This window comes from Nitrospirillum bahiense (assembly GCF_007828025.1).
GTDB lineage: Bacteria > Pseudomonadota > Alphaproteobacteria > Azospirillales > Azospirillaceae > Nitrospirillum > Nitrospirillum amazonense.
In genome coordinates this window covers 1-17,875 of record NZ_VITO01000024.1, presented here as the reverse complement: position 1 = coordinate 17,875, position 17,875 = coordinate 1, and the positions used below count along the sequence as shown (strand labels likewise).

At 68.2% G+C, this 17,875-nt stretch carries 17 protein-coding genes; 10 read left to right on the top strand and 7 right to left on the bottom strand.

Annotation, left to right across the window (positions count from 1 at the left end; all coding sequences use genetic code 11):
- Window positions 1-2 precede the first annotated feature (2 nt).
- Both FBZ88_RS25360 and FBZ88_RS25355 read right to left on the bottom strand, forming a co-directional pair.
- A complete protein-coding gene (locus FBZ88_RS25360) occupies window positions 3-671 on the bottom strand; it encodes a winged helix-turn-helix domain-containing protein (protein WP_145619831.1) in 669 nt (222 codons plus the stop codon).
- A 71-nt stretch (window positions 672-742) separates the two neighbouring features.
- Complete coding sequence (locus FBZ88_RS25355) at window positions 743-1,387, bottom strand: winged helix-turn-helix domain-containing protein (protein ID WP_145619830.1); 645 nt, start codon at window positions 1,385-1,387, stop codon at window positions 743-745.
- Between the two features lie 198 nt (window positions 1,388-1,585).
- On the opposite strand from FBZ88_RS25355, the gene FBZ88_RS25350 reads away from it, so the two are divergent.
- Both FBZ88_RS25350 and FBZ88_RS25345 read left to right on the top strand, forming a co-directional pair.
- Window positions 1,586-3,838 (top strand): TonB-dependent receptor, encoded by a 2,253-nt coding sequence (locus tag FBZ88_RS25350; RefSeq protein ID WP_246138853.1) that lies wholly within the window; start codon window positions 1,586-1,588, stop codon window positions 3,836-3,838.
- 143 nt (window positions 3,839-3,981) lie between these two features.
- Window positions 3,982-5,274: a histidine-type phosphatase gene (locus tag FBZ88_RS25345; RefSeq protein ID WP_186464594.1), complete on the top strand. Its 1,293-nt coding sequence runs from the start codon at window positions 3,982-3,984 to the stop codon at window positions 5,272-5,274.
- A gap of 169 nt (window positions 5,275-5,443) precedes the next feature.
- On the opposite strand, the gene FBZ88_RS25340 is transcribed toward FBZ88_RS25345, so the two are convergent.
- Window positions 5,444-6,463, bottom strand: a complete 1,020-nt coding sequence (locus FBZ88_RS25340; protein ID WP_145619828.1) for an RICIN domain-containing protein — start codon at window positions 6,461-6,463, stop codon at window positions 5,444-5,446.
- A 994-nt stretch (window positions 6,464-7,457) separates the two neighbouring features.
- Between FBZ88_RS25340 and FBZ88_RS25335 the strand changes: the two genes are divergently transcribed.
- From FBZ88_RS25335 to FBZ88_RS25310, 6 genes are all read left to right on the top strand, one after another.
- Complete coding sequence (locus FBZ88_RS25335; protein WP_145610909.1) at window positions 7,458-8,390, top strand: replication protein RepA; 933 nt, start codon at window positions 7,458-7,460, stop codon at window positions 8,388-8,390.
- 172 nt (window positions 8,391-8,562) lie between these two features.
- A complete protein-coding gene (locus tag FBZ88_RS25330) occupies window positions 8,563-9,384 on the top strand; it encodes a hypothetical protein (RefSeq protein WP_088872327.1) in 822 nt (273 codons plus the stop codon).
- Between the two features lie 80 nt (window positions 9,385-9,464).
- On the top strand, window positions 9,465-10,991 hold the full coding sequence (locus tag FBZ88_RS25325) for a YifB family Mg chelatase-like AAA ATPase (RefSeq protein ID WP_145619827.1): 1,527 nt from the start codon (window positions 9,465-9,467) through the stop codon (window positions 10,989-10,991).
- A 66-nt stretch (window positions 10,992-11,057) separates the two neighbouring features.
- On the top strand, window positions 11,058-11,300 hold the full coding sequence (locus FBZ88_RS25320; protein ID WP_145619826.1) for a DUF4160 domain-containing protein: 243 nt from the start codon (window positions 11,058-11,060) through the stop codon (window positions 11,298-11,300).
- Window positions 11,284-11,538, top strand: a complete 255-nt coding sequence (locus tag FBZ88_RS25315; protein ID WP_145619825.1) for a DUF2442 domain-containing protein — start codon at window positions 11,284-11,286, stop codon at window positions 11,536-11,538. The genes FBZ88_RS25320 and FBZ88_RS25315 overlap by 17 nt, the downstream gene beginning before the upstream one ends.
- A gap of 16 nt (window positions 11,539-11,554) precedes the next feature.
- Window positions 11,555-12,106 (top strand): cysteine hydrolase family protein, encoded by a 552-nt coding sequence (locus FBZ88_RS25310; RefSeq protein ID WP_246138852.1) that lies wholly within the window; start codon window positions 11,555-11,557, stop codon window positions 12,104-12,106.
- 96 nt (window positions 12,107-12,202) lie between these two features.
- Here the strand turns inward: FBZ88_RS25310 and FBZ88_RS25305 are convergent, their stop codons facing one another.
- From FBZ88_RS25305 to rph, 4 genes are all read right to left on the bottom strand, one after another.
- Entirely contained in the window at window positions 12,203-12,790 is a 588-nt protein-coding gene (locus FBZ88_RS25305) for a hypothetical protein (protein WP_145619823.1), read from the bottom strand.
- 285 nt (window positions 12,791-13,075) lie between these two features.
- The gene (hemW, locus tag FBZ88_RS25300) at window positions 13,076-14,245 is read right to left on the bottom strand and encodes a radical SAM family heme chaperone HemW (protein WP_145619822.1); all 1,170 of its coding nucleotides are present in this window, start codon (window positions 14,243-14,245) and stop codon (window positions 13,076-13,078) included.
- Window positions 14,233-14,829 (bottom strand): RdgB/HAM1 family non-canonical purine NTP pyrophosphatase, encoded by a 597-nt coding sequence (rdgB, locus tag FBZ88_RS25295; protein ID WP_145619821.1) that lies wholly within the window; start codon window positions 14,827-14,829, stop codon window positions 14,233-14,235. The genes hemW and rdgB overlap by 13 nt, the downstream gene beginning before the upstream one ends.
- A gap of 175 nt (window positions 14,830-15,004) precedes the next feature.
- Window positions 15,005-15,724, bottom strand: a complete 720-nt coding sequence (rph, locus tag FBZ88_RS25290; RefSeq protein WP_145619820.1) for a ribonuclease PH — start codon at window positions 15,722-15,724, stop codon at window positions 15,005-15,007.
- A 175-nt stretch (window positions 15,725-15,899) separates the two neighbouring features.
- Between rph and hrcA the strand changes: the two genes are divergently transcribed.
- Window positions 15,900-16,934, top strand: coding sequence for a heat-inducible transcriptional repressor HrcA (gene hrcA / locus FBZ88_RS25285; RefSeq protein ID WP_145610898.1), 1,035 nt, complete (start codon window positions 15,900-15,902; stop codon window positions 16,932-16,934).
- 162 nt (window positions 16,935-17,096) lie between these two features.
- Window positions 17,097-17,669, top strand: a complete 573-nt coding sequence (gene grpE / locus FBZ88_RS25280) for a nucleotide exchange factor GrpE (protein WP_145619819.1) — start codon at window positions 17,097-17,099, stop codon at window positions 17,667-17,669.
- Window positions 17,670-17,875: the final 206 nt, after the last annotated feature.

Below are 17,875 nucleotides of genomic sequence, written 5' to 3'. Positions count from 1 at the left end.
CATCAGGCGGCGGCCCGGGTCTCCATCACGGCGGACAGCAGGCAGTAGCCAACACCGCGCAGGGTGTGCAGCAGGCGGGGCTGGCCCGGCCCATCCAGCCGGCGGCGCAGGCGGGAGGCCAGGGCGTCCACGGCATTGTCGGCCACGTCCAGGTCGCCGGCCCACAGCCGGTCGAGGATGGCGCTGCGCGGCACCACCGCCCCTTCCGCCTGCAGCAGCAGGACCAGCAACTGGAACTCGCGCGAGGACAGCAGGATGTCGCGGCCGGCGCGGCGCACCCGGCGCTGGCGCACATCCACGGTCAGGTCATCCAGAACATAGGCCAGACGCGGCCCCTGGCGCTTTAGGCGCAGCAGGGCCAGCAGGCGGTCCACCACCAGGTCGCCGGTCAGGGCGGCGTCCATCTGGTCATCGGCGCCCAGCGCCAGGGCGCCGGCGCGGTCCGCCTGCTCCGCCGCCAGCGTCACCACCAGGGCGTCGGCGAAGATCCGCCGTGCGCGGCTCAGGCGCTCGCGCAATTGACGGGTATCCTCGGATAGCACCACGACGTCGGTCATACGGGGCGCCGGCGGCAGGGCCGCCAGGATGTCGACCTGCCAGCCGCGTTCCCGCAGCAGCCGCGACAGCCGCGCGACGCAGGGCGAAGCCTTGCCGATGATAAGGGCGCGCATGGGAATCACCCGCCTGGTGGAACCATGCCGGCTACCCTAGGCGGCGGCCGCCAGCGCCGATATCCGGTATACTACCTAACGCTCCCGCCTATCGTTTCGGAGCCTGCCGTTTCGGGGCCGGCGCCGCCCAGCACATAGCCCTGGTGGCCACGGGTGTGCAGCGGCACGACCGGCCCCAGGGCACGGCGCAGGCTATGGATGTGCGCCGTCAGGCGGCCGGCGCTGTCCGTCGCATCGGGCCACAGCCGGGCCCGCAGTTCCGCCGCCGGCACCACCTGCCCGGGCCGTTCGGCCAGCAGCACCAACAGATCGAAATCCAGGGGCGCCAGCGCCAGCGGCCGCCCCCGGCACCAGGCCAGCCGGCGGTCGACGTGCAGGGCGAGATCGCCCACCCGCAGGGCGCGGTCGCCGGGCGCCGCCAGCCGGGCCAGCGCCGACAGGGCCGCCGCCACCGCCGTCGCCGCCGTATCCAAAGGCAGCACCATGTGCGCGCCGGCCCGCAGCAGGGCGGACTCGGCCTCCGTTCCCACAGTGGCCAGGCACAGGGTGGGCCATCCTTCCCTGAGATGACGCGGCAGCGCCCCGGCATCGGCGGCGATCAGCAGGCGGACATCGGGCGTGCCGTCCGCCATGACGTCCCAGCCCAAGGTCGCCAGTTCCCGGATCAGTCCCCCGGCGTCGCAGTCCAGCGCGGTCAAGGCAAGGCGGCCCGTCATCGTCCCGTCATGTATCGGTCAAATGAAATTCACAAGAAAATGGGCAGTGCCTAAGGCCTTATGCCGCCACAGCGATCGGCGATACCTGAAATTTCCGTCAGGCTGCCGTCAAGATCCGCATCCCGTCCCGACTGTACCAGCGCGGCACGCGATTTTGCAAAGCGCCGTCCAAGGTGCCGCGATCAACGAAGGGGGACGATGATGACGACGAAGCCGGAGACCCGCCCGAACCGGGCCAGACTGATGATGGGCGCCGCCGCCGTGGCCATGGCGCTGGGCGCCCTCGCCCCGCCTGCCCGCGCGGCAGACCCTGCCCCCTCTGGCGCAGCCGACGCCGATGCGCCCATGACCGAGATCGACGTGGTGGCCAAGGTCATGCGCGTCTCGCCCTCCAACGTGCCGCTGGAGGCGACGGAGCCCACGTCCATCGTTCCGGAAGGCTTCCTGCGCGACAACATCGTCCCGCTGTCCAGTTTCGACGACATGGTGAAGTTCCAGCCCAGCGTCTATGCCCAGAGCCCCAACGGCCCCGGCCTGGGCAAGGCGGAAACGCTGAGCCTGCGCGGCTTCCAGGACAGCCAGTTCAACATCACCTTCGATGGCATCCCCTTCGGCGACGCCACCGACCTGCACCACACCAGCTCCGCCCTGTTCGTCGCCCACGACATGGGCCAGGCGGAAGTGGACCGGGGCCCCGGCACCGCCTCCACCATCGGCAAGGCCACCTTCGGCGGCACCCTGGGCTTCCTGTCCAAGACCCCGTCGGAGGATCCGGGCGTCACCGCCTACGGCACCTATGGCAGCTGGAACACCAAGGGCATCGGCGGGGAGGTCGACACCGGCCGTACCGTGCTGGGCCGCATGTTCTTCGACGTGCAACGCACCACCTCGGACGGCTACCTGACCGGGGCGGAAGAACAGCGCACCAACTATTTCTTCAAGGATGTGCTGGACATCGGGGAGCGCACGACGGTGACGCTGGTGGCCAGCAAGAACCATTCGTTCGAGTACACCACCCAGGGCGTCACCCTGGCCGACCTGGCCAAGTACGGCGACAACTGGGGCCTGGGCGACAACCCCAAGGCCCAGTCCTATTACAAGTACCAGCCCAGCCGCTACACCTCGGACTTCGACTACATCCGGGTCCAGTCGGAACTGACGGACAGCCTCAAGCTGGACAACACCGCCTATACCAACGGCTTCGGCCATCATTACAAGGAATCGTCGGACGCCAGCGACAGCAACCCCAAGGATGTGGGCGTCACCGTCTACAACGCCGCCGGCAAGAAGGTGGCCACCTATGCCGGCGACATCCCGGGCAAGGAGGCCAACGCCAACTACCGCACCTTCGGCGACACCCTCCGCCTGACCGACAGCCTGTCCTTCGGCGACATCAAGGCCGGCGTCTGGTACGACCGCCAGCTGGACCACCGCCATTCCGAATCCTATGACTGGACCCAGAACATCCTGGTCACGGGCAAGTACGGCACGCCCTACACCTATCGGTACCGCGACCTGAACACCACCTGGCAGCCCTATGCCGAGTTCGACTGGAAGGTCACGCCGGACCTGACCCTGATCCCGGGCGTGAAGGTCACCAGCTTCACCCGCGACGTCGACGCCCTGTACAACAAGACCAAGCCGCCGGCGCCGCTGAACTACAGCGAGACCTATACCGAGGCCCAGCCCTCCATCGCCGCGCACTACACCATCCAGGAAGGGTGGACCGCCTACGCCCAGGTGGCCAAGGGCTTCCTGGCGCCGCCCATCGATGTCTTCCAAGTGGCCAAGATCGCCTCGATCAAGCCGGAAGAGACCATGAACTACCAGATCGGCACCGCCGTGCAGCACGGCCGCTGGATGGTGGGCGCCGACGCCTATTACATCGACTTCAGCAATTACATCTCCACCAGCCAGGTGCCCGGCACGACGGAGACCACCTTCGTCAACGGCGCCGGCGCCATCTACAAGGGCCTGGAGATGGAGGCGCAGTACGCCCTGACGGACGCCCTGTCGCTGTACGCCAACGCCAGCCTGAACCACGCCCAGTACAAGGACAATTACGTCTGGGTGGCGAACACGCCGCAATGGATGGCCACCACCGGCGTCATGTACGACAGCCCCGAGGGCCTGTACTTCTCCGCCATCGGCAAGGTGGTGGGCCCGTTCTACGGCCAGGACAACACCACCGACGCCAAGACCGGCCAGCCGGACTTCGCCAACGCCTATCGCATCCACCCGGTGTTCACCGCCGACGTCTCGGTGGGCTGGCGCCTGAAGGACCTGGGCTATCACCTGGTGGACGTCACCCCCAGCCTGAAGATCGGCAACCTGTTCGATACCCACCGCATCAACGGCTTCGCCGGCACGCAGTCCGCCACCGGCGACGCGCTGTATTGGACCACGCCGGGCCGCAGCGTGTTCTTCAACCTGTCGGTGACGGGGTGGTGATGAGGATGGGTTTACGCATGTTCCCTCAAGCGCCGGGCGCCGCCATCCGGCGGCTTGGCTGTCCTCGATTTCCAGTCCACTCCGTTCCCCGGAAATCTCCGGCGGCTGCAGTCGCAGCCTACACCGGCATGAGGCGGCGCCTCATGCCGGTGGTCCTGGCGGCCGGCCTAATGACGGGCCCCGCCTGGGCCGAAGCACCGGCCACGCCCCAGGACGGGATGGTGCTGGAACGGGTGGTGATGCTATCCCGCCACGGCGTGCGCAGTCCCACCAAGGGCCTGGCGGAACTGCGCCGCCTGTCGGACCAGGACTGGCCGGCGTGGCCCGTGGACCGGGGCATCCTGACCCCCCATGGCGCCGACGCCATCCGCCAGCTGGGCCTGTACCTGGGCGCCCAGTACCGGCAGCGCGGCCTGCTGGCTGCCGACCGCTGTCCCGCCGAGAACAGTATATTCGTCTGGGGCGACAGCGGCGACCAGCGCACCCGCGCCAGCGCCCAGGCCCTGGCCGAGGGTCTGGCCCCCGGCTGCGGCCTGAAGGCCCATGGCCTGGCGCCGGACAGCCCCGATGTGCTGTTCGACGCCGCGTCGGGCGGCGCCTGCCCCATGGACGCGGATGAGGCCACCAAGGCGATGGTCGCGGCCAACGGCGGCGACATTGCCACCGTGCCGGCCAACGTCGCGCCCGCCCTGGCGGCCCTGGTGCAGGTGGTGGCACCCAAGGCCTGCGCGCCGCGCGGCCCCTCCGATTCCCCCGCCGGCGCCTGCTTCGCCACCGGCCCCGCCAAGGTGGTGGACAAGGGCGGCGAGGTGAAGGTGGACGGGCCCCTGGCGCGGGGCGCCATGCTGGCCGAAAGCGTCTTCCTGGAATATGTGCAGGGCATGCCCGCCGACCAGGTGGGCTGGGGCCGCGCCGGCACGCCGCAGGCCCTGGCCGCCATCCTGCCGGTGCATGACTACCAGGCCGACCTGACCCGCCGCACGCCTTATATCGCCAGCCACAACGGCGCGCTGCTGGCCCGCCAGATAGTGGCCGGGGTGACGGGGGAGGCGCCGGCCGCACCCCTGGCGCCCCCCTTGGCGCCCGTGCCGGCGGGGGCCAGGCTTATCTCCATCCTGGGGCATGACACCAACCTGTCCAACGTGGCCGGCCTGCTGGGCCTGGACTGGACCCTGCCCAGCCAGCCGGACAAGACGGCACCCGATACCACCCTGGCGTTCGAGGTCAGCCGCGACACCGCCACGGGCAAGCGCTATGTCCGGGTGGCGCTGTACTACCAGACGCTGGAGGATCTGCGGCAAGCCGCCGCCCTGACGCCGGCCCATCCGGCGGGTAAGGTTGACCTGCCCCTGCCCGCCTGTGGCGGCGACCGCTGCACGGTGGAGGACTTTGCCACCCTGGTGCGCAAGGCGGTGCCGGCGGCCTGCTGGCGCTGAGGGGCGAAACCGACGGGCGGCCTTCCCATCATCCGCCGCCCGTGAGGGAGAGGCGGGGCGGTCTGCGGAACCGCCCCGCCTTCCGTCTTTTGGGGGCCGGCAAGATCCGAATCGCCGCTTTTGAAGCAACGGGCGGGACAGCCTGGCCGTCCCGCCCGCCGGTCAGTGGTCAGTGATGGCCGTTGGCCCGGGCGGCGACGCCGGCCTTTTCCTGGGCCTGGGCCCAGACCTCGGCGACGGCCGCCGCCGCCGGCCGGTCACGCTCCGCCTCTCCATCGGCCTGGATGGCCTCACCCGTCCACAGGATGCTGGCCGCGCGGGCCTGCGTGGCGGGCACCACCGTCTGCCAGATCTCATTGGCCTGGCCGTGGCCCCAGCTCCAGGTTCCCATGGCCAGCGGGCCCTTGGGGATGGGATGCGGGTTGCCGAAGACGTTCCAGTTCTGGCCCGAGTCGATCCAGGGCCGGATGGCCTGGAAGGCGCCGCCGCCGCCATAGGTCCACAGGGAATCGACGTTCATCTGGCTGGGCGGCCGCTGCAGCAGGGACGAACCGTTGCCGTCGCCGCTGACATAGGCCAGCAGGCCCGACGCCTTGTTGACGATGGAGAAGCCGCTGGTCCACTGGGTGGCGGTGAAGACGAAGGCGGCGGGCGCCTGCGTGGCGTAATTGTCGTCCACCACCAGGGCGCCGGCCGTGTTCTTGGGATCGACGGACAGCTGCAAATAGGGCGCCATGCCCGAAATGAAGGAGAAGGTCTGGGTGGGCCGCGGCCACACGGCGCTGACGGTCTGGACCTGCCAGATCTCGTTGCCGGCGCCCCCGCCCCATGTCCACGTGCCGACGACGGTGCCCACCACCGGGTGGCCGCCCAGGGCGTTCAGGTTTTGGGACGTCCGCAGGGCCAATCGGATGGCGGTGAAATCCTGGTTGGGTCCGGTCTTCTGCCAGACGTCGCCATGGCCGGACAGGCCGACCGGCTTGTCATCGCCGCCGAAGGCCAAATACGTGCCGGTAGCCACGTTCTTGAGGTAGAAGCCGTTCAGCGCCGGCTCCTCCACCCATTGCTGGTTGGCGTCGGTGCCGTCCAACCATCGCATGATGATACGGCCGGGGTTGGCGGGGTCGTTGGAGACGACCAGATCAGGCAGGGCACCGACTTGGATGACAAGGTTCGAGTTGACGCTCATGTCGTTTTCTCCCGTTGTCTGCGGCGGCCCATTCCTGCCTCGCGGGACAGGTGCGTCGTTCATGGAGGCATGGGACGGCCGCCCAGGGGCGGACACCGGCGGCGCCTGCACCCCTTATGGTCCGGACCTGAGGGCATAGGACCGGAGGGACTTTTGCGATACTCGACAGGGGCAACCGCCCCGGGCCCATCCGGCGGCCTTACAATGTCACCACCACCGTTTAAATAGTAGAGTATCTGAGTCAGTAAACCTTAAGGGGATATTTTGGTTAACGGCGTATTGATAGGGTGTCGCCACTTCATTATTGCCATCTTTAATGTTTAGGATTTGTGACCTTCGTTTCCTGCCCCCCTATCCGCGATCGCCGGTAAAGTCCGTGCCCCGCCCGGGCAGGGCCGGTAAAGTCCGAGTCCAGGAAAAAGCGCCAGAGCAGAACAGCCCCGTCCCAAGGTCGGGGCCGGTAAAGTCCGAGTGGACCGGGCGCCCCTGGGCCTGAGCGGCGGCCCGCGGCCATGCCGCCTCCCTCCCTCAACCATCCTGCCCGCCGGAAAGGCCCGGACTCCCACCGGAAAGGCCGGTAAAGTCCGAACCCAAGGGCGAGTCGGAACCGCTTTCGAGTCCGCCGGAGTCGATCCCGCGCGCCCGGACGGGGTGATTCGTCACGATTCGGCTCGGACTTTACCGGCCAGGATAGAGTTATCCACAGACTCGGGCGTGTCTCCCCCGGACTTTACCGGCCACAGGATGCGCCGGCGCCCATGGGGCGCATGGGAAGAACAGTTTTCCCCCGGACCTTGCCGGCCGGATGCCGGACTCTACCGGCCCGACTCGGGTTTATTTCCCGGACTTAACCGGCACCTCAAATAACAGACTCCAAATACCCCACAAATAGCGGGGGCCGGTAAAGTCCGACCTAGATTTAGTGATTTGGCTTTGAAACACTCCGGCCATCAACCGACATCGACCGACCGACTGGCAGGGAGCGAAGGGCGCCATGGCCGACATTCACCGTCTCATCCTGGAACATGGCGTGGACCGGGCGCGCGAGATGGCGACCAGCAAGAGCGGCCGGGCCCTGGTGGACGTGGCCGCCGCCATGCTGGCCCAGGAAGAGGACAGCATGGGCATCACCCATGCCGGCTTCGCCCTGACCAGCCTGCCCCACCGTTCCATCGACAAGGCGGCGGAGCCGGAATACCACCGCAAGGAAACGGGGCGCTGCACCCTGATCGTGCAGAGCGGCCGGCACGCCGACGGCAGCCTGGTGGGCGTGCCCTATGGCGCCAAGGCGCGCATGATCCTGCTGTACCTGCAGACGGAGGCGCTGAAGACCAACTCCCGTCAGGTGGAGCTGGGTAAGAGCTGGCATTCCTGGCTGAAGGCTATGGGGGAGAGCCCCGGCGGCAAGACCTATCGCCTGGTGATGGAACAGGCGCAGCGCATCACCGCCTGCAGCCTGCAGTTCCTGTGGGAGACGGACGCCTCGGTCACCCGGCAGAACGCCGGCTTCGTCAATAATTCCATCCTGTTCAAATCCAACCCCGACCAGCGCCAGGTGGCCCTGTTCCAGGACGTGATCGAGCTGAACGAAAGCTTCTACGACAGCCTGAAGCAGCACGCCGTGCCCGTCTCCGAAGCCGCCTTGCGCCACATCAGCGCCAGCAGCACCGCCATCGACGTCTACATCTGGCTGGCCTACCGCCTGCATGTGCTGAACCAGGCGACGCCGGTGCGCTGGGCCGCCTTGCGCCGCCAGTTCGGCGAGCACTACGCCAAGCTCAGCCACTTCAAGCCGGTGTTCCTGGACGCGCTCGCCCTGGCCACCGCCGTCTATCCCGAGGCCAAGGTCGAGATCGCCGACGACGGGATTGTCCTGCACCCCTCGCGCCCGCCCATCGCGCGAAGGGAGGCGGCACTTATTGCGTAACAGCCAAGATGGAGGCTATACTTCTTTTGCGTGTATTTTGCGACTCGACAAAGCCATAGGTCGCAACCCTCACAGTTAACCTGCTTACCCGCCGAAGACTTGGGCGGGTGTCTCTCCTGCGCTTGGACATGGTCCCCGACCAGGGCTTTGACACGCTTCAAGGGGTGAAGGAATGGCAAATCCAGGCCGCGCGCCTCGCCGTATTCACGTCGCGCTTCTCGGCTTGGGTGCGGTGGCGGTCCTGCTCGCTGCCCTGTTCTTTTTCCGGCCCATGTCACTCCTGCAGCAAACCGAAGCCGTCGCCGACTTTTCCAGCCTTCAATCGAAGGCTCCCCATCCGGACCTTCCGCCGCCACCGGAATCCCCGGTCCCTCCGGCAACGCCGGCGGAACCCGCCCCGCCCGCCGACTTGCGCAAGGTCGATGATGTATTGAAGACGCTGGCCCCCGCCAATGTCGCGTTCAATACGCCGGATCGGGCCCGCCTTGGCCAAGCCTTGGTCATTACCGCCAAGATTTCCACCCGCCTTCCCACCAACGAACTCCAAGTGTTGATCGAGGGCCCGGGTTCGGTGGCCGTCGGTACGCTACAGGTCTCCAGCCGAATGTCGGCAACATTGAGTGGCGGCGCCTTCGACGTGACCCCTGCCGGCCCTCAGGAGCAGTGGATGTCGGACAATCAGGTGACAACTTGGACCTGGACGGTCACGCCCAAGGTGGCGGGGCCGCAGATGCTGATATTGTCATTCGATGCCCTGATCAGCATCGACGGGCAACAAGCGCCGCGCACCTTGAACACCTTCGCCCGTCAGGTAATGGTGGAGGTCGGCTGGCCGCGCACGGCGACTGAATGGCTGGAATTCATCAAGACCAAAGGCGGCGATATTTCCTGGATTTGGGCCTCGCTGCTCGTCCCCCTGGGTGGCGCGATCTGGGCGCTCATCAAGTGGCTGCGCAAGCCCCCCTCGGCCCCTCCCCCCGCCGACTATTCCTGACGCCTAGCCGATGACCCTGGCGCCAGTATCGCCCCGGCCCTACACTACCCGGGCGTGCAGAAGCGGATAGGGTGGGGCCGGTGGTAGCGCGGGTTTCGACGGTGGCCTTCCAGGGGGTGGACGTCCTGGACATCGACGTCCAGGTGCAGATGTCGGGCGGGCAGGTGGCCTTCACCGTGGTGGGTCTGCCGGACAAGGCGGTGGCCGAGAGCCGGGAGCGGGTGCGGGCGGCCTTGCATGCCCTGGGCCTGGCCCTGCCGCCCAAGCGCATCACCGTGAACCTGGCGCCGGCCGACGTGCAGAAGGAGGGCAGCCACTATGACCTGCCCATCGCCATCGCCCTGCTGACCGTCATGGGCATCCTGCCGGATGAGGACATCAAGGGCTTCTGCGCCCTGGGCGAACTGGCGCTGGACGGCGCGCTGACGGCCGTGGCCGGCACCCTGCCCGCCGCCATCCACGCCGTCGCCACCGACCGGGGCCTGATCTGCCCGGCGGCCTGCGGCGGGGAGGCCGCCTGGGCCGGGGAGCTGGAGGTGCTGGCCCCCCGCACCCTGCTGGAGCTGATCAACCACTTCAAGGGCACCCAGGTGCTGTCCCGCCCCCAGCCCAAGATGGAGGAGGATGAGCCGGGCGCCCTGCCGGATCTCGCCGACATCAAGGGGCAGGAGACGGCGAAGCGCGCGCTGGAGGTCGCGGCCAGCGGCGCGCACAACCTGCTGATGGTGGGGCCGCCGGGGTCGGGCAAGTCCATGCTGGCCGCCCGTCTACCGGGCCTGCTGCCGCCCCTGGAACCGGCGGAAGCGCTGGACCTGTCCATGATCCATTCCGTGGCCGGCAAGCTGGAGGGCGGGCGCCTGATGCGCCGCCGCCCCTTCCGCGACCCGCACCACAGCGCCAGCCTGCCGGCCCTGGTGGGCGGCGGGGTCCGGGCCAAGCCGGGGGAGATCAGCCTGGCCCACCAGGGCGTGCTGTTCCTGGATGAGCTGCCGGAATTCGCGCGGCCCACGCTGGAGGCCCTGCGCCAGCCGCTGGAGACGGGACGGGCCACGGTGGCGCGGGCCAACGGCCATGTCACCTATCCGGCGCGGGTGCAACTGGTGGCGGCCATGAACCCCTGCCGCTGCGGCCATCTGGACGACCCGGCCCAGGCCTGTGGCCGCGCCCCCAAATGCGCCGCCGACTACCAGTCCAAGATTTCCGGCCCGCTGTTCGACCGCATCGACCTGCATGTCGACGTGCCGGCGGTGAAGGCGTCCGACCTGTCCCTTCCGCCGCCGCGCGAGACCAGCACCATCGTGGCCGCCCGCGTGTCCCGCGCCCGGGCCATCCAGGCGGCGCGCTACGCCGCGCTGGTGAAGCCGGGCCACCCCACCATTCGCACCAATGCCGAGGCCGATGGCGAGCTGCTGGAGAAGGTGGCCGCCCCCGATGCCCCCGGCCGCGCCCTGCTGACCGAGGCCGCCGACCGCCTGCGCCTGTCCGCCCGCGGCTATCACCGCGTCCTGCGCGTGGCCCGCACCCTGGCCGACATGGAAGGCAGCGACACCGTGCGCCGCGTCCACATCGCCGAAGCGCTGAGCTACCGCCGGGTGGTGGTGCGGTGAACACAGCGAAGGCTGACGTACCTATGATATGCTTCGCAGCCAACGAACTGTTGGAGAGTTAGCCTTATGCCGACTGTGTTTCGTTGGAATGGCTTCAGGTTCTATTTCTTTTCCAACGAAGGCAGCCCGCGCGAACCGGTCCATATCCATGTCGAGCGGGACGGTGGCGAGGCCAAACTGTGGCTTTATCCCGAGGTGCGCATAGCCGATTGCGTGGGCTTCAGCCGATCAGCCCAGGCCGATCTGGTCCGAATCGTAGAAGCCCGGCGGCAGGAGATCGAAAGGGCGTGGAATGAGCATTTCCGCTAAGACGCTGCGCTTTGATGAACACACCCTTTGGGTGGATCTGACCGACGGCCGCACCATCGGCGTGCCCCTGGCTTGGTTCCCCCGCTTGCTGCGGGCGACGCCGGAACAGCGGCAGCGTTACCGCATCAGCGCCACGGGTCGAGGCCTGCACTGGGATGACCTGGACGAAGACATCTCCGTCGCCGGCCTGCTGGAGGGCCGGGGCGATATGACCCAACCTGCCCCCAATGCGGCCTGAAACCCACCCACCCGCCTTGCTCCTCATCGACCTGCAACGCGCCATCGACGACCCGCGCTGGGCGGCGGAAGGGCCGCGCAACAACCCCGACGCCGAGGCCAATGTGGCCCGGCTGCTGGCCGCCTGGCGCGCGGCCGGGCACCCGGTCATCCATGTGCGGCATGATTCGGTGGAGCCCAATTCCACCTACCGTCCCGGCACGCCCGGCCATGCCTTCAAGGAGGAGGCGATGCCTGCGGCCGGGGAGATCGTGGTCGCCAAGCGCACCAACAGCGCCTTCATTGGCACCGGCCTGGACGATCTGCTGCGCGGGCACGGCATCACCGCCCTGGTGGTGGCCGGCGTCATCACCAACAACTCGGTGGAGGCCACGGTGCGCATGGCGGGCAACCTGGGCTACGCCACCACGGTGGTCAGCGACGCGACCTACACTTACGCCAAGCGGGACGGCCGGGGCCGGGTGTGGAGTGCCGAGGACGTGCATGCCCTGTCGCTAGCCAATATGGACGGCGAGTACGCCACTGTGGCGACAACGGAGGCGGTGCTGGCGGCTCTCCTTCCCGGCTAAGCCAGGCCATAGCTAAGGATCGTCGGCAATGACGCCGGGGGCGTGGCGCCCTCAAGGAAAATGACCATGATGGTCATAATTCCGGAAGGCGCTTCGCTACTCCGGCCGGAACGCCGCCTGGATGACAGGCCCCAGGTCCGCCATCTCCGGCGGCAGCCGCATGACCACCTCGCGCAAGGCCATGTCTTGGTCCGGAAACAGCAAGGCGCTGCCGATGATGGGCAGGGGCCCTGGGATGAGATGGCTGTCCGTGCCCAGGCCCTTCTGTCCGGCCGGCGTTACAAAATCCACCGAGGTGGGGCTGTGGCGCACGACGGTGTCCGTCGGATAGGGCCCCCAGACGAACTCCGACTTGTTCGCCAACCCTTCGTCCATCACGCCCTGGACGTAATCCTTGGCGACGGGGAACAGGCGGGCGGCGATCTTCGCCACCTCGAACCGGCCCGACGTGTCACCGTCCAGCCAGACCAGCTGCAGGGCCGGGCCCTGGATATGCTCGGCCGCCTTGATCAGGTCGCGGCTGGTGAGGGGGTTGGCCGTCACCAGCAGTTGGGAGCCGTTGGAGCCATAGAGGGCCAAGCAGTGCCAGCCCTTGGGGGCGAAGCTGCCGATGCCACCGGCGTCATCCGGTCCCGCATAATAGGCCAGACGCCCCGCCGCCTTGGCGGCCAGCGCGGGGGGCAAGGACGGAACGGTCCCTTTCCTGGGCGCGGCCTGCGGCCCCATCTGGCCATCGGCGGGGCAACCGACAAAGGGGATACCAGCGGCTGCGGCGGGTTCCAGGGCGAACGCCGACGCCATGATCAGGGCAGAGCAAAGGATCCGACGCGGGGGGACGGCAGGCAGGCGGAACGACGCGGGCATGAGGGGGGATGGCCTGATTTCAAAGGGTCCGGCACAGCCAAGCATGGCACCGGCCAATCCTCCCCTCAAGCTCAGCCGATGGCGCGCGATGACGCAGGGGGTGTCTTATCCCAGCAGCGCCGCCAGCACGCCGTTCAGCCGCTGACGGCCATCCGCCGTGGCGGTCAGGCGGTCGCCGTCCACGGTCAGCAGGCCGTGGCGGGACAGGCGGCCTACCGCTGCCATATCCACCGGGCTCACACCACCCGCCTCGGCCGTGAGGCGGGAGAGGCTGACGCCCTCGGCCAGGCGCAGGCCCATCATCAGAGCTTCGCGGCCGCGCTGCTCCGGCGTCACCCTCTCATCGGCGTGGGCGCCGGTGCCGCCCTCCTCCACCCGCTGCAGCCAGATTTCCGGGGCGCGGTGGGTGCGGGTGGCGATCTTCTCACCCTTCAGCGTCAGGCGGCCGTGGGCGCCGGGGCCGATGCCGACATAGTCGCCATAGCGCCAATAGACCAGGTTGTGCCGGCTCTCCTGGCCGGGACGGGCGTGGTTGGAGACCTCGTAGGCGGGCATGCCGGCCTGGTTCAGCAGAACCTGCGTCGCCTCATACAAATCGCCCGCCAGATCCTCATCCGGCACCACCAGGTCGCCGCGCTGGTGCAGGGTGTGGAACTGGGTGCCTTCCTCGATGGTCAACTGGTAGAGCGACAGGTGCCCCACCGCCATGTCCAGCGCCTGGGACAGCTCATCCTGCCATGCCGCCACGGTCTGGCCTGGGCGCGCATAGATCAGATCGAAACTGAAACGATCGAAGATACCCTTGGCCATGGCGATTGCGGCCATCGCCTCGGACGCGGAATGCTTGCGACCCAGCACCTTGAGGTCGGCATCGTTCAGGGCCTGGATGCCCATGGACAGGCGGTTGACGCCGGCGGCGCGGAACCCGGCGAAGCGCGCCGCCTCGGACGAGGTCGGGTTGGCCTCCAGCGTCACCTCGACGCCGTCGGTGATACCCCAATGATGGTCGGCCCGTTCCAGGATGGCCGCCACCGTTTCCGGCGGCATGAGCGAGGGGGTGCCGCCACCGAAGAAGACGCTGCTGAGGCGGCGCCCCGCTGGCACGCGGGCGGCGAAATGGTCCATCTCCCGCAGCATCGCCGCGCGCCAGCGGGCCTGGTCCACGCCCTCGCGGACATGGCTGTTGAAGTCGCAATAGGGGCATTTGCTGGCGCAGAACGGCCAGTGCACGTAGAGGCCGAAGCCGCCCGGTACCGTATCGGTCAGCGGAAGCATCGCTCCACCAACTGGCGGAAGGCCTGGGCCCGGTGGCTGATAGCATGCTTCTCGTGCGGCTCCATCTCGCCATAGGTCACGCTGTGGCCGTCTTGGACGAAGATGGGGTCGTAGCCGAAGCCGCGGTCACCGCGCGGCGGGTTGACCAGCTGGCCATGCACCTCACCCTGTACCGTCTCCATATGGCCGTCCGGCCAGGCGATGGTCAGGGCGCAGATGAAGCTGGCGTCACGCGGGGCGCCGGGGGGCAGCTCCCGCTCCACCCGGGCCATGGCGGCGGCGAAGTCCTTCTCCGGCCCGGCCCAGCGGGCGGAGTAGATGCCTGGGGCGCCATCCAGCGCCGCGACCGCCATGCCGCTGTCGTCCGCCAGCGCCGGCTTGCCCGCCGCCTTGGCCGCCGCCAGGGCCTTCAGCTCCGCGTTCTCGCGGAAGGTCAGGCCGGTCTCCTCAGGCTCCGGCAGGCCCAGCTCCCCCGCCGTGGGGAAGTGGGCGACGTGGTCGCCCAGCAGGGCCGCGATTTCCTTCACCTTGCCCTTGTTGTGGGTGGCGATGATCAGGGTGTCGCCGGTGAATTGTCTTGTCATTGTTGGTTCCCTCAGGCGCCGGGCGCGGCCATCCGGCCGCTTGGCTTGTCCTCGATTTCCAGTCCGCTGCGCTCCCCGGAAATCTCCGGCGCCCGCGGTCGCGGGCTAGGGGCTTGGGAAATCCAAGCCCCTTCGCGGGTAATGCCCCATCGCAGGTAATGTAGGAACGGCAGCGTCAGAGGCCCAGGGCCGTCTTCTGCAGGGCGGTCAGCTGGGTGATGCCGTGGCGGGCCAGGCGCAGCAGCTCGTTGAACTGCGCCTCGTCGAAGGGGCGCTCCTCGGCCGTGCCCTGGATTTCCACGATGCCGCCGGCGCCGGTCAGGACGAAGTTGGCGTCGGCCTGGGCGTTGCTGTCCTCGGCATAGTCCAGGTCCAGCACGGCCTGGCCGTTGTAGATGCCGCAGGAGATGGCGGCCACGCTGTCGATCAGGGGGATCTGCTTCAGCACGCCGATGCGCATCAGGTGGGTGAAGGCCTGGTGCAGGGCGACATAGCTGCCGGTGATGGCGGCGGTGCGGGTGCCGCCGTCGGCCTGCAGCACGTCGCAGTCGATCTTCACCTGGATTTCGCCCATGGCCTTGCGATCGGTGACGGCGCGCAGCGCGCGGCCGATCAGGCGCTGGATTTCCTGGGTGCGGCCGGACTGCTTGCCCTTTGCGGCCTCACGGTCGGTGCGGCTGTGGGTGGCGCGGGGCAGCATGCCGTATTCCGCCGTCACCCAGCCCAGGCCCTGGCCGCGCAGGAAGGGCGGCACCTTTTCCTCGACACTGGCCGTGCACAGCACGTGGGTGTCGCCGAAGCGCACGAGGCAGGAGCCTTCAGCGTACTTGGCGAAGCCGGTCTCAAGCGAGACGGCGCGGAGCTGATCGGCGGCACGGCCGGAGGGGCGGGTCATGGCGGGGCGGTCCCGTAGCTGTCATAGGGTGTTTTCGAGGCCCTACCTAGCGACGGAACCATCGCCCTGTCCACCCCGGATGTGGCGGGGCGGTCCCGGCGATGATTGATAACACCGCCGTCCATCATTAGATTTAAGGGCATTCTTCCCCATCCATCAGGCCCCGCCCCCAGGCATGATCACCGAGCTGAACCAGCGCTCCCGCGACATCTTCCGCCAGATCGTGGAAGCCTATGTCGAAACCGGGGAGCCTGTGGGCAGCCGCACCCTGTCGCGCCGCCTGGGCATCGCGCTGTCGCCCGCCACCATCCGCAACGTCATGGCGGACCTGGAGGAACTGGGCCTGCTGAAGGCGCCGCACACCTCCGCCGGGCGCGTGCCCACCGATGTGGGCCTGCGCCTGTTCGTCAACGGCCTGCTGGAGGTGGGCGACCTGTCGGATGACGAGCGGGAGAGCATCGACGCCCAGTGCGCCGCCTCCGGCCGATCCTTGCCCGAGGCGCTGGAGGAGGCGACGACCATGCTGTCGGGCCTGTCGTCCTGCGCCGGGCTGGTCATGGCGCCCAAGACCGACCGGCCGCTGAAACATATCGAGTTCGTGAACCTGCAGCCCGGCCGCGCCCTGGTGGTCCTGGTGACGGAAGACGGCCTGGTGGAGAACCGGGTGGTGGAGGTGCCCATGGGCATCCCCTCCTCCGTCCTGCAGATGGCCAGCAACTATTTGAACGCCCGGGTGGTGGGCCGCACCCTGGCCGAGGCCCGCACCCGCCTGCAGGCCGAGGCGGAGGAGCAGCGCACCCAGCTGGACGAACTGACCCGCCGGGTGGTGGACACCGGCATGGCCACCTGGGCCGGCAGCCGCAACAGCGGCGTGCTGATCGTGCGCGGCCAGGCCAAGCTGTTGGACGACGTCAGCGCCCTGTCGGACCTGGAACGCATCCGCAGCCTGTTCGAGGCGCTGGAGACCCGCGACGCCATGATGCGGCTGCTGGAGGCCACCGGCCAGGCGGAGGGCGTGCAGATCTTCATCGGGGCCGAAAACAACCTGTTCAGCCATGCCGGCTGTTCCCTGATCGTCTCGCCCTACACCAACGGCAAGGACCAGATCGTGGGCGCCATCGGCGTGATCGGGCCCACGCGCATCAACTATGCCCGTATCATCCCCATGGTGGACTACACCGCCAAGGTCATCAGCCGGATGATCGGGTAGACCGGTCGACCGTCGGCCGAACAATTCGGCCCACCCGCGCTTTATTCCTGGCCGGATCCCCGCATCGCCTCTGGCGCGGCGCGCGCGGGATGCCTATCTTCTGCCCGTTCCGGCGGTGTCGAGCCGCCGTTGTTCCGCACCCTTTTAGAGACTGCCGCTAAGATGACCGATAGCAACGAGACGACCACCGCCCCCGAAACCGACGCCGCCCCGCAGCAGCAAGCGCCGGCATCCTCGGACGCCGTCGCCACGCTGGAAGCCGAGGTCGCGTCCCTGAAGGACCAGCTGCTGCGCAGCATGGCCGAGGCGGAGAATACCCGCCGCCGCGCCCAGAAGGAGCGTGAGGACACCGCCAAGTACGCCGTGTCCGGCTTCGCCAAGGAACTGCTGGCCGTGGCCGACAACCTGCGCCGCGCCATCGAGGCCGTCCCGGCCGAGACCCGGGCCGGCAACGATCAGGTCAACACCCTGCTGACCGGTGTGGAGGCGACGGAACGCCAGCTGATCGCCGCCTTCGACCGCGCCGGCATCGTGAAGCTGGAGCCCATGGGCCAGCCCTTCGACCCCAACTTCCACCAGGTGGTGGCCGAGGTCGATGGCACGGACAAGCCCGCCGGCACCGTCGTCACCATCCTGCAGCCCGGCTACACCATCCAGGGCCGCCTGCTGCGCGAGGCCATGGTCTGCGTCGCCAAGGCCGGCGCCAACCCTGGTAAGGTGGACACCAGCGCGTAATTCCGGAAAATCGCGTCTTAAAGCACCACAAGCCTGGCCCAGAAGGGCCAGGCTTTAGGACGCGACCGCGTCCGCCGCAGGTTTTTGGGGAGCGACAGCGGACTGAAAACCGAGCGACTGTCTTTGCGGTCAAGCGGTTTTGGGGTCCCATGGCTTTTGATCCCGGATGATGGCATTGAGGATGGTGAGCAGCTTTCTGGCGACGG

Bases quoted from the DNA above. Each gene is read 5' to 3' on its own strand.
- hemW (WP_145619822.1), bottom strand. From the start codon at position 14,245: ATGCTTCCGCTGACCGATACGGTACCGGGCGGCTTCGGCCTCTACGTG.
- rdgB (WP_145619821.1), bottom strand. From the start codon at position 14,829: ATGACAAGACAATTCACCGGCGACACCCTGATCATCGCCACCCACAAC.
- FBZ88_RS25330 (WP_088872327.1), top strand. From the start codon at position 8,563: ATGGCAAATCCAGGCCGCGCGCCTCGCCGTATTCACGTCGCGCTTCTC.
- FBZ88_RS25360 (WP_145619831.1), bottom strand. From the start codon at position 671: ATGCGCGCCCTTATCATCGGCAAGGCTTCGCCCTGCGTCGCGCGGCTG.
- FBZ88_RS25345 (WP_186464594.1), top strand. From the start codon at position 3,982: ATGCCGGTGGTCCTGGCGGCCGGCCTAATGACGGGCCCCGCCTGGGCC.
- hrcA (WP_145610898.1), top strand. From the start codon at position 15,900: ATGATCACCGAGCTGAACCAGCGCTCCCGCGACATCTTCCGCCAGATC.
- FBZ88_RS25355 (WP_145619830.1), bottom strand. From the start codon at position 1,387: ATGACGGGCCGCCTTGCCTTGACCGCGCTGGACTGCGACGCCGGGGGA.
- rph (WP_145619820.1), bottom strand. From the start codon at position 15,724: ATGACCCGCCCCTCCGGCCGTGCCGCCGATCAGCTCCGCGCCGTCTCG.
- FBZ88_RS25350 (WP_246138853.1), top strand. From the start codon at position 1,586: ATGATGACGACGAAGCCGGAGACCCGCCCGAACCGGGCCAGACTGATG.
- grpE (WP_145619819.1), top strand. From the start codon at position 17,097: ATGACCGATAGCAACGAGACGACCACCGCCCCCGAAACCGACGCCGCC.
- FBZ88_RS25320 (WP_145619826.1), top strand. From the start codon at position 11,058: ATGCCGACTGTGTTTCGTTGGAATGGCTTCAGGTTCTATTTCTTTTCC.
- FBZ88_RS25335 (WP_145610909.1), top strand. From the start codon at position 7,458: ATGGCCGACATTCACCGTCTCATCCTGGAACATGGCGTGGACCGGGCG.
- FBZ88_RS25340 (WP_145619828.1), bottom strand. From the start codon at position 6,463: ATGAGCGTCAACTCGAACCTTGTCATCCAAGTCGGTGCCCTGCCTGAT.
- FBZ88_RS25315 (WP_145619825.1), top strand. From the start codon at position 11,284: ATGAGCATTTCCGCTAAGACGCTGCGCTTTGATGAACACACCCTTTGG.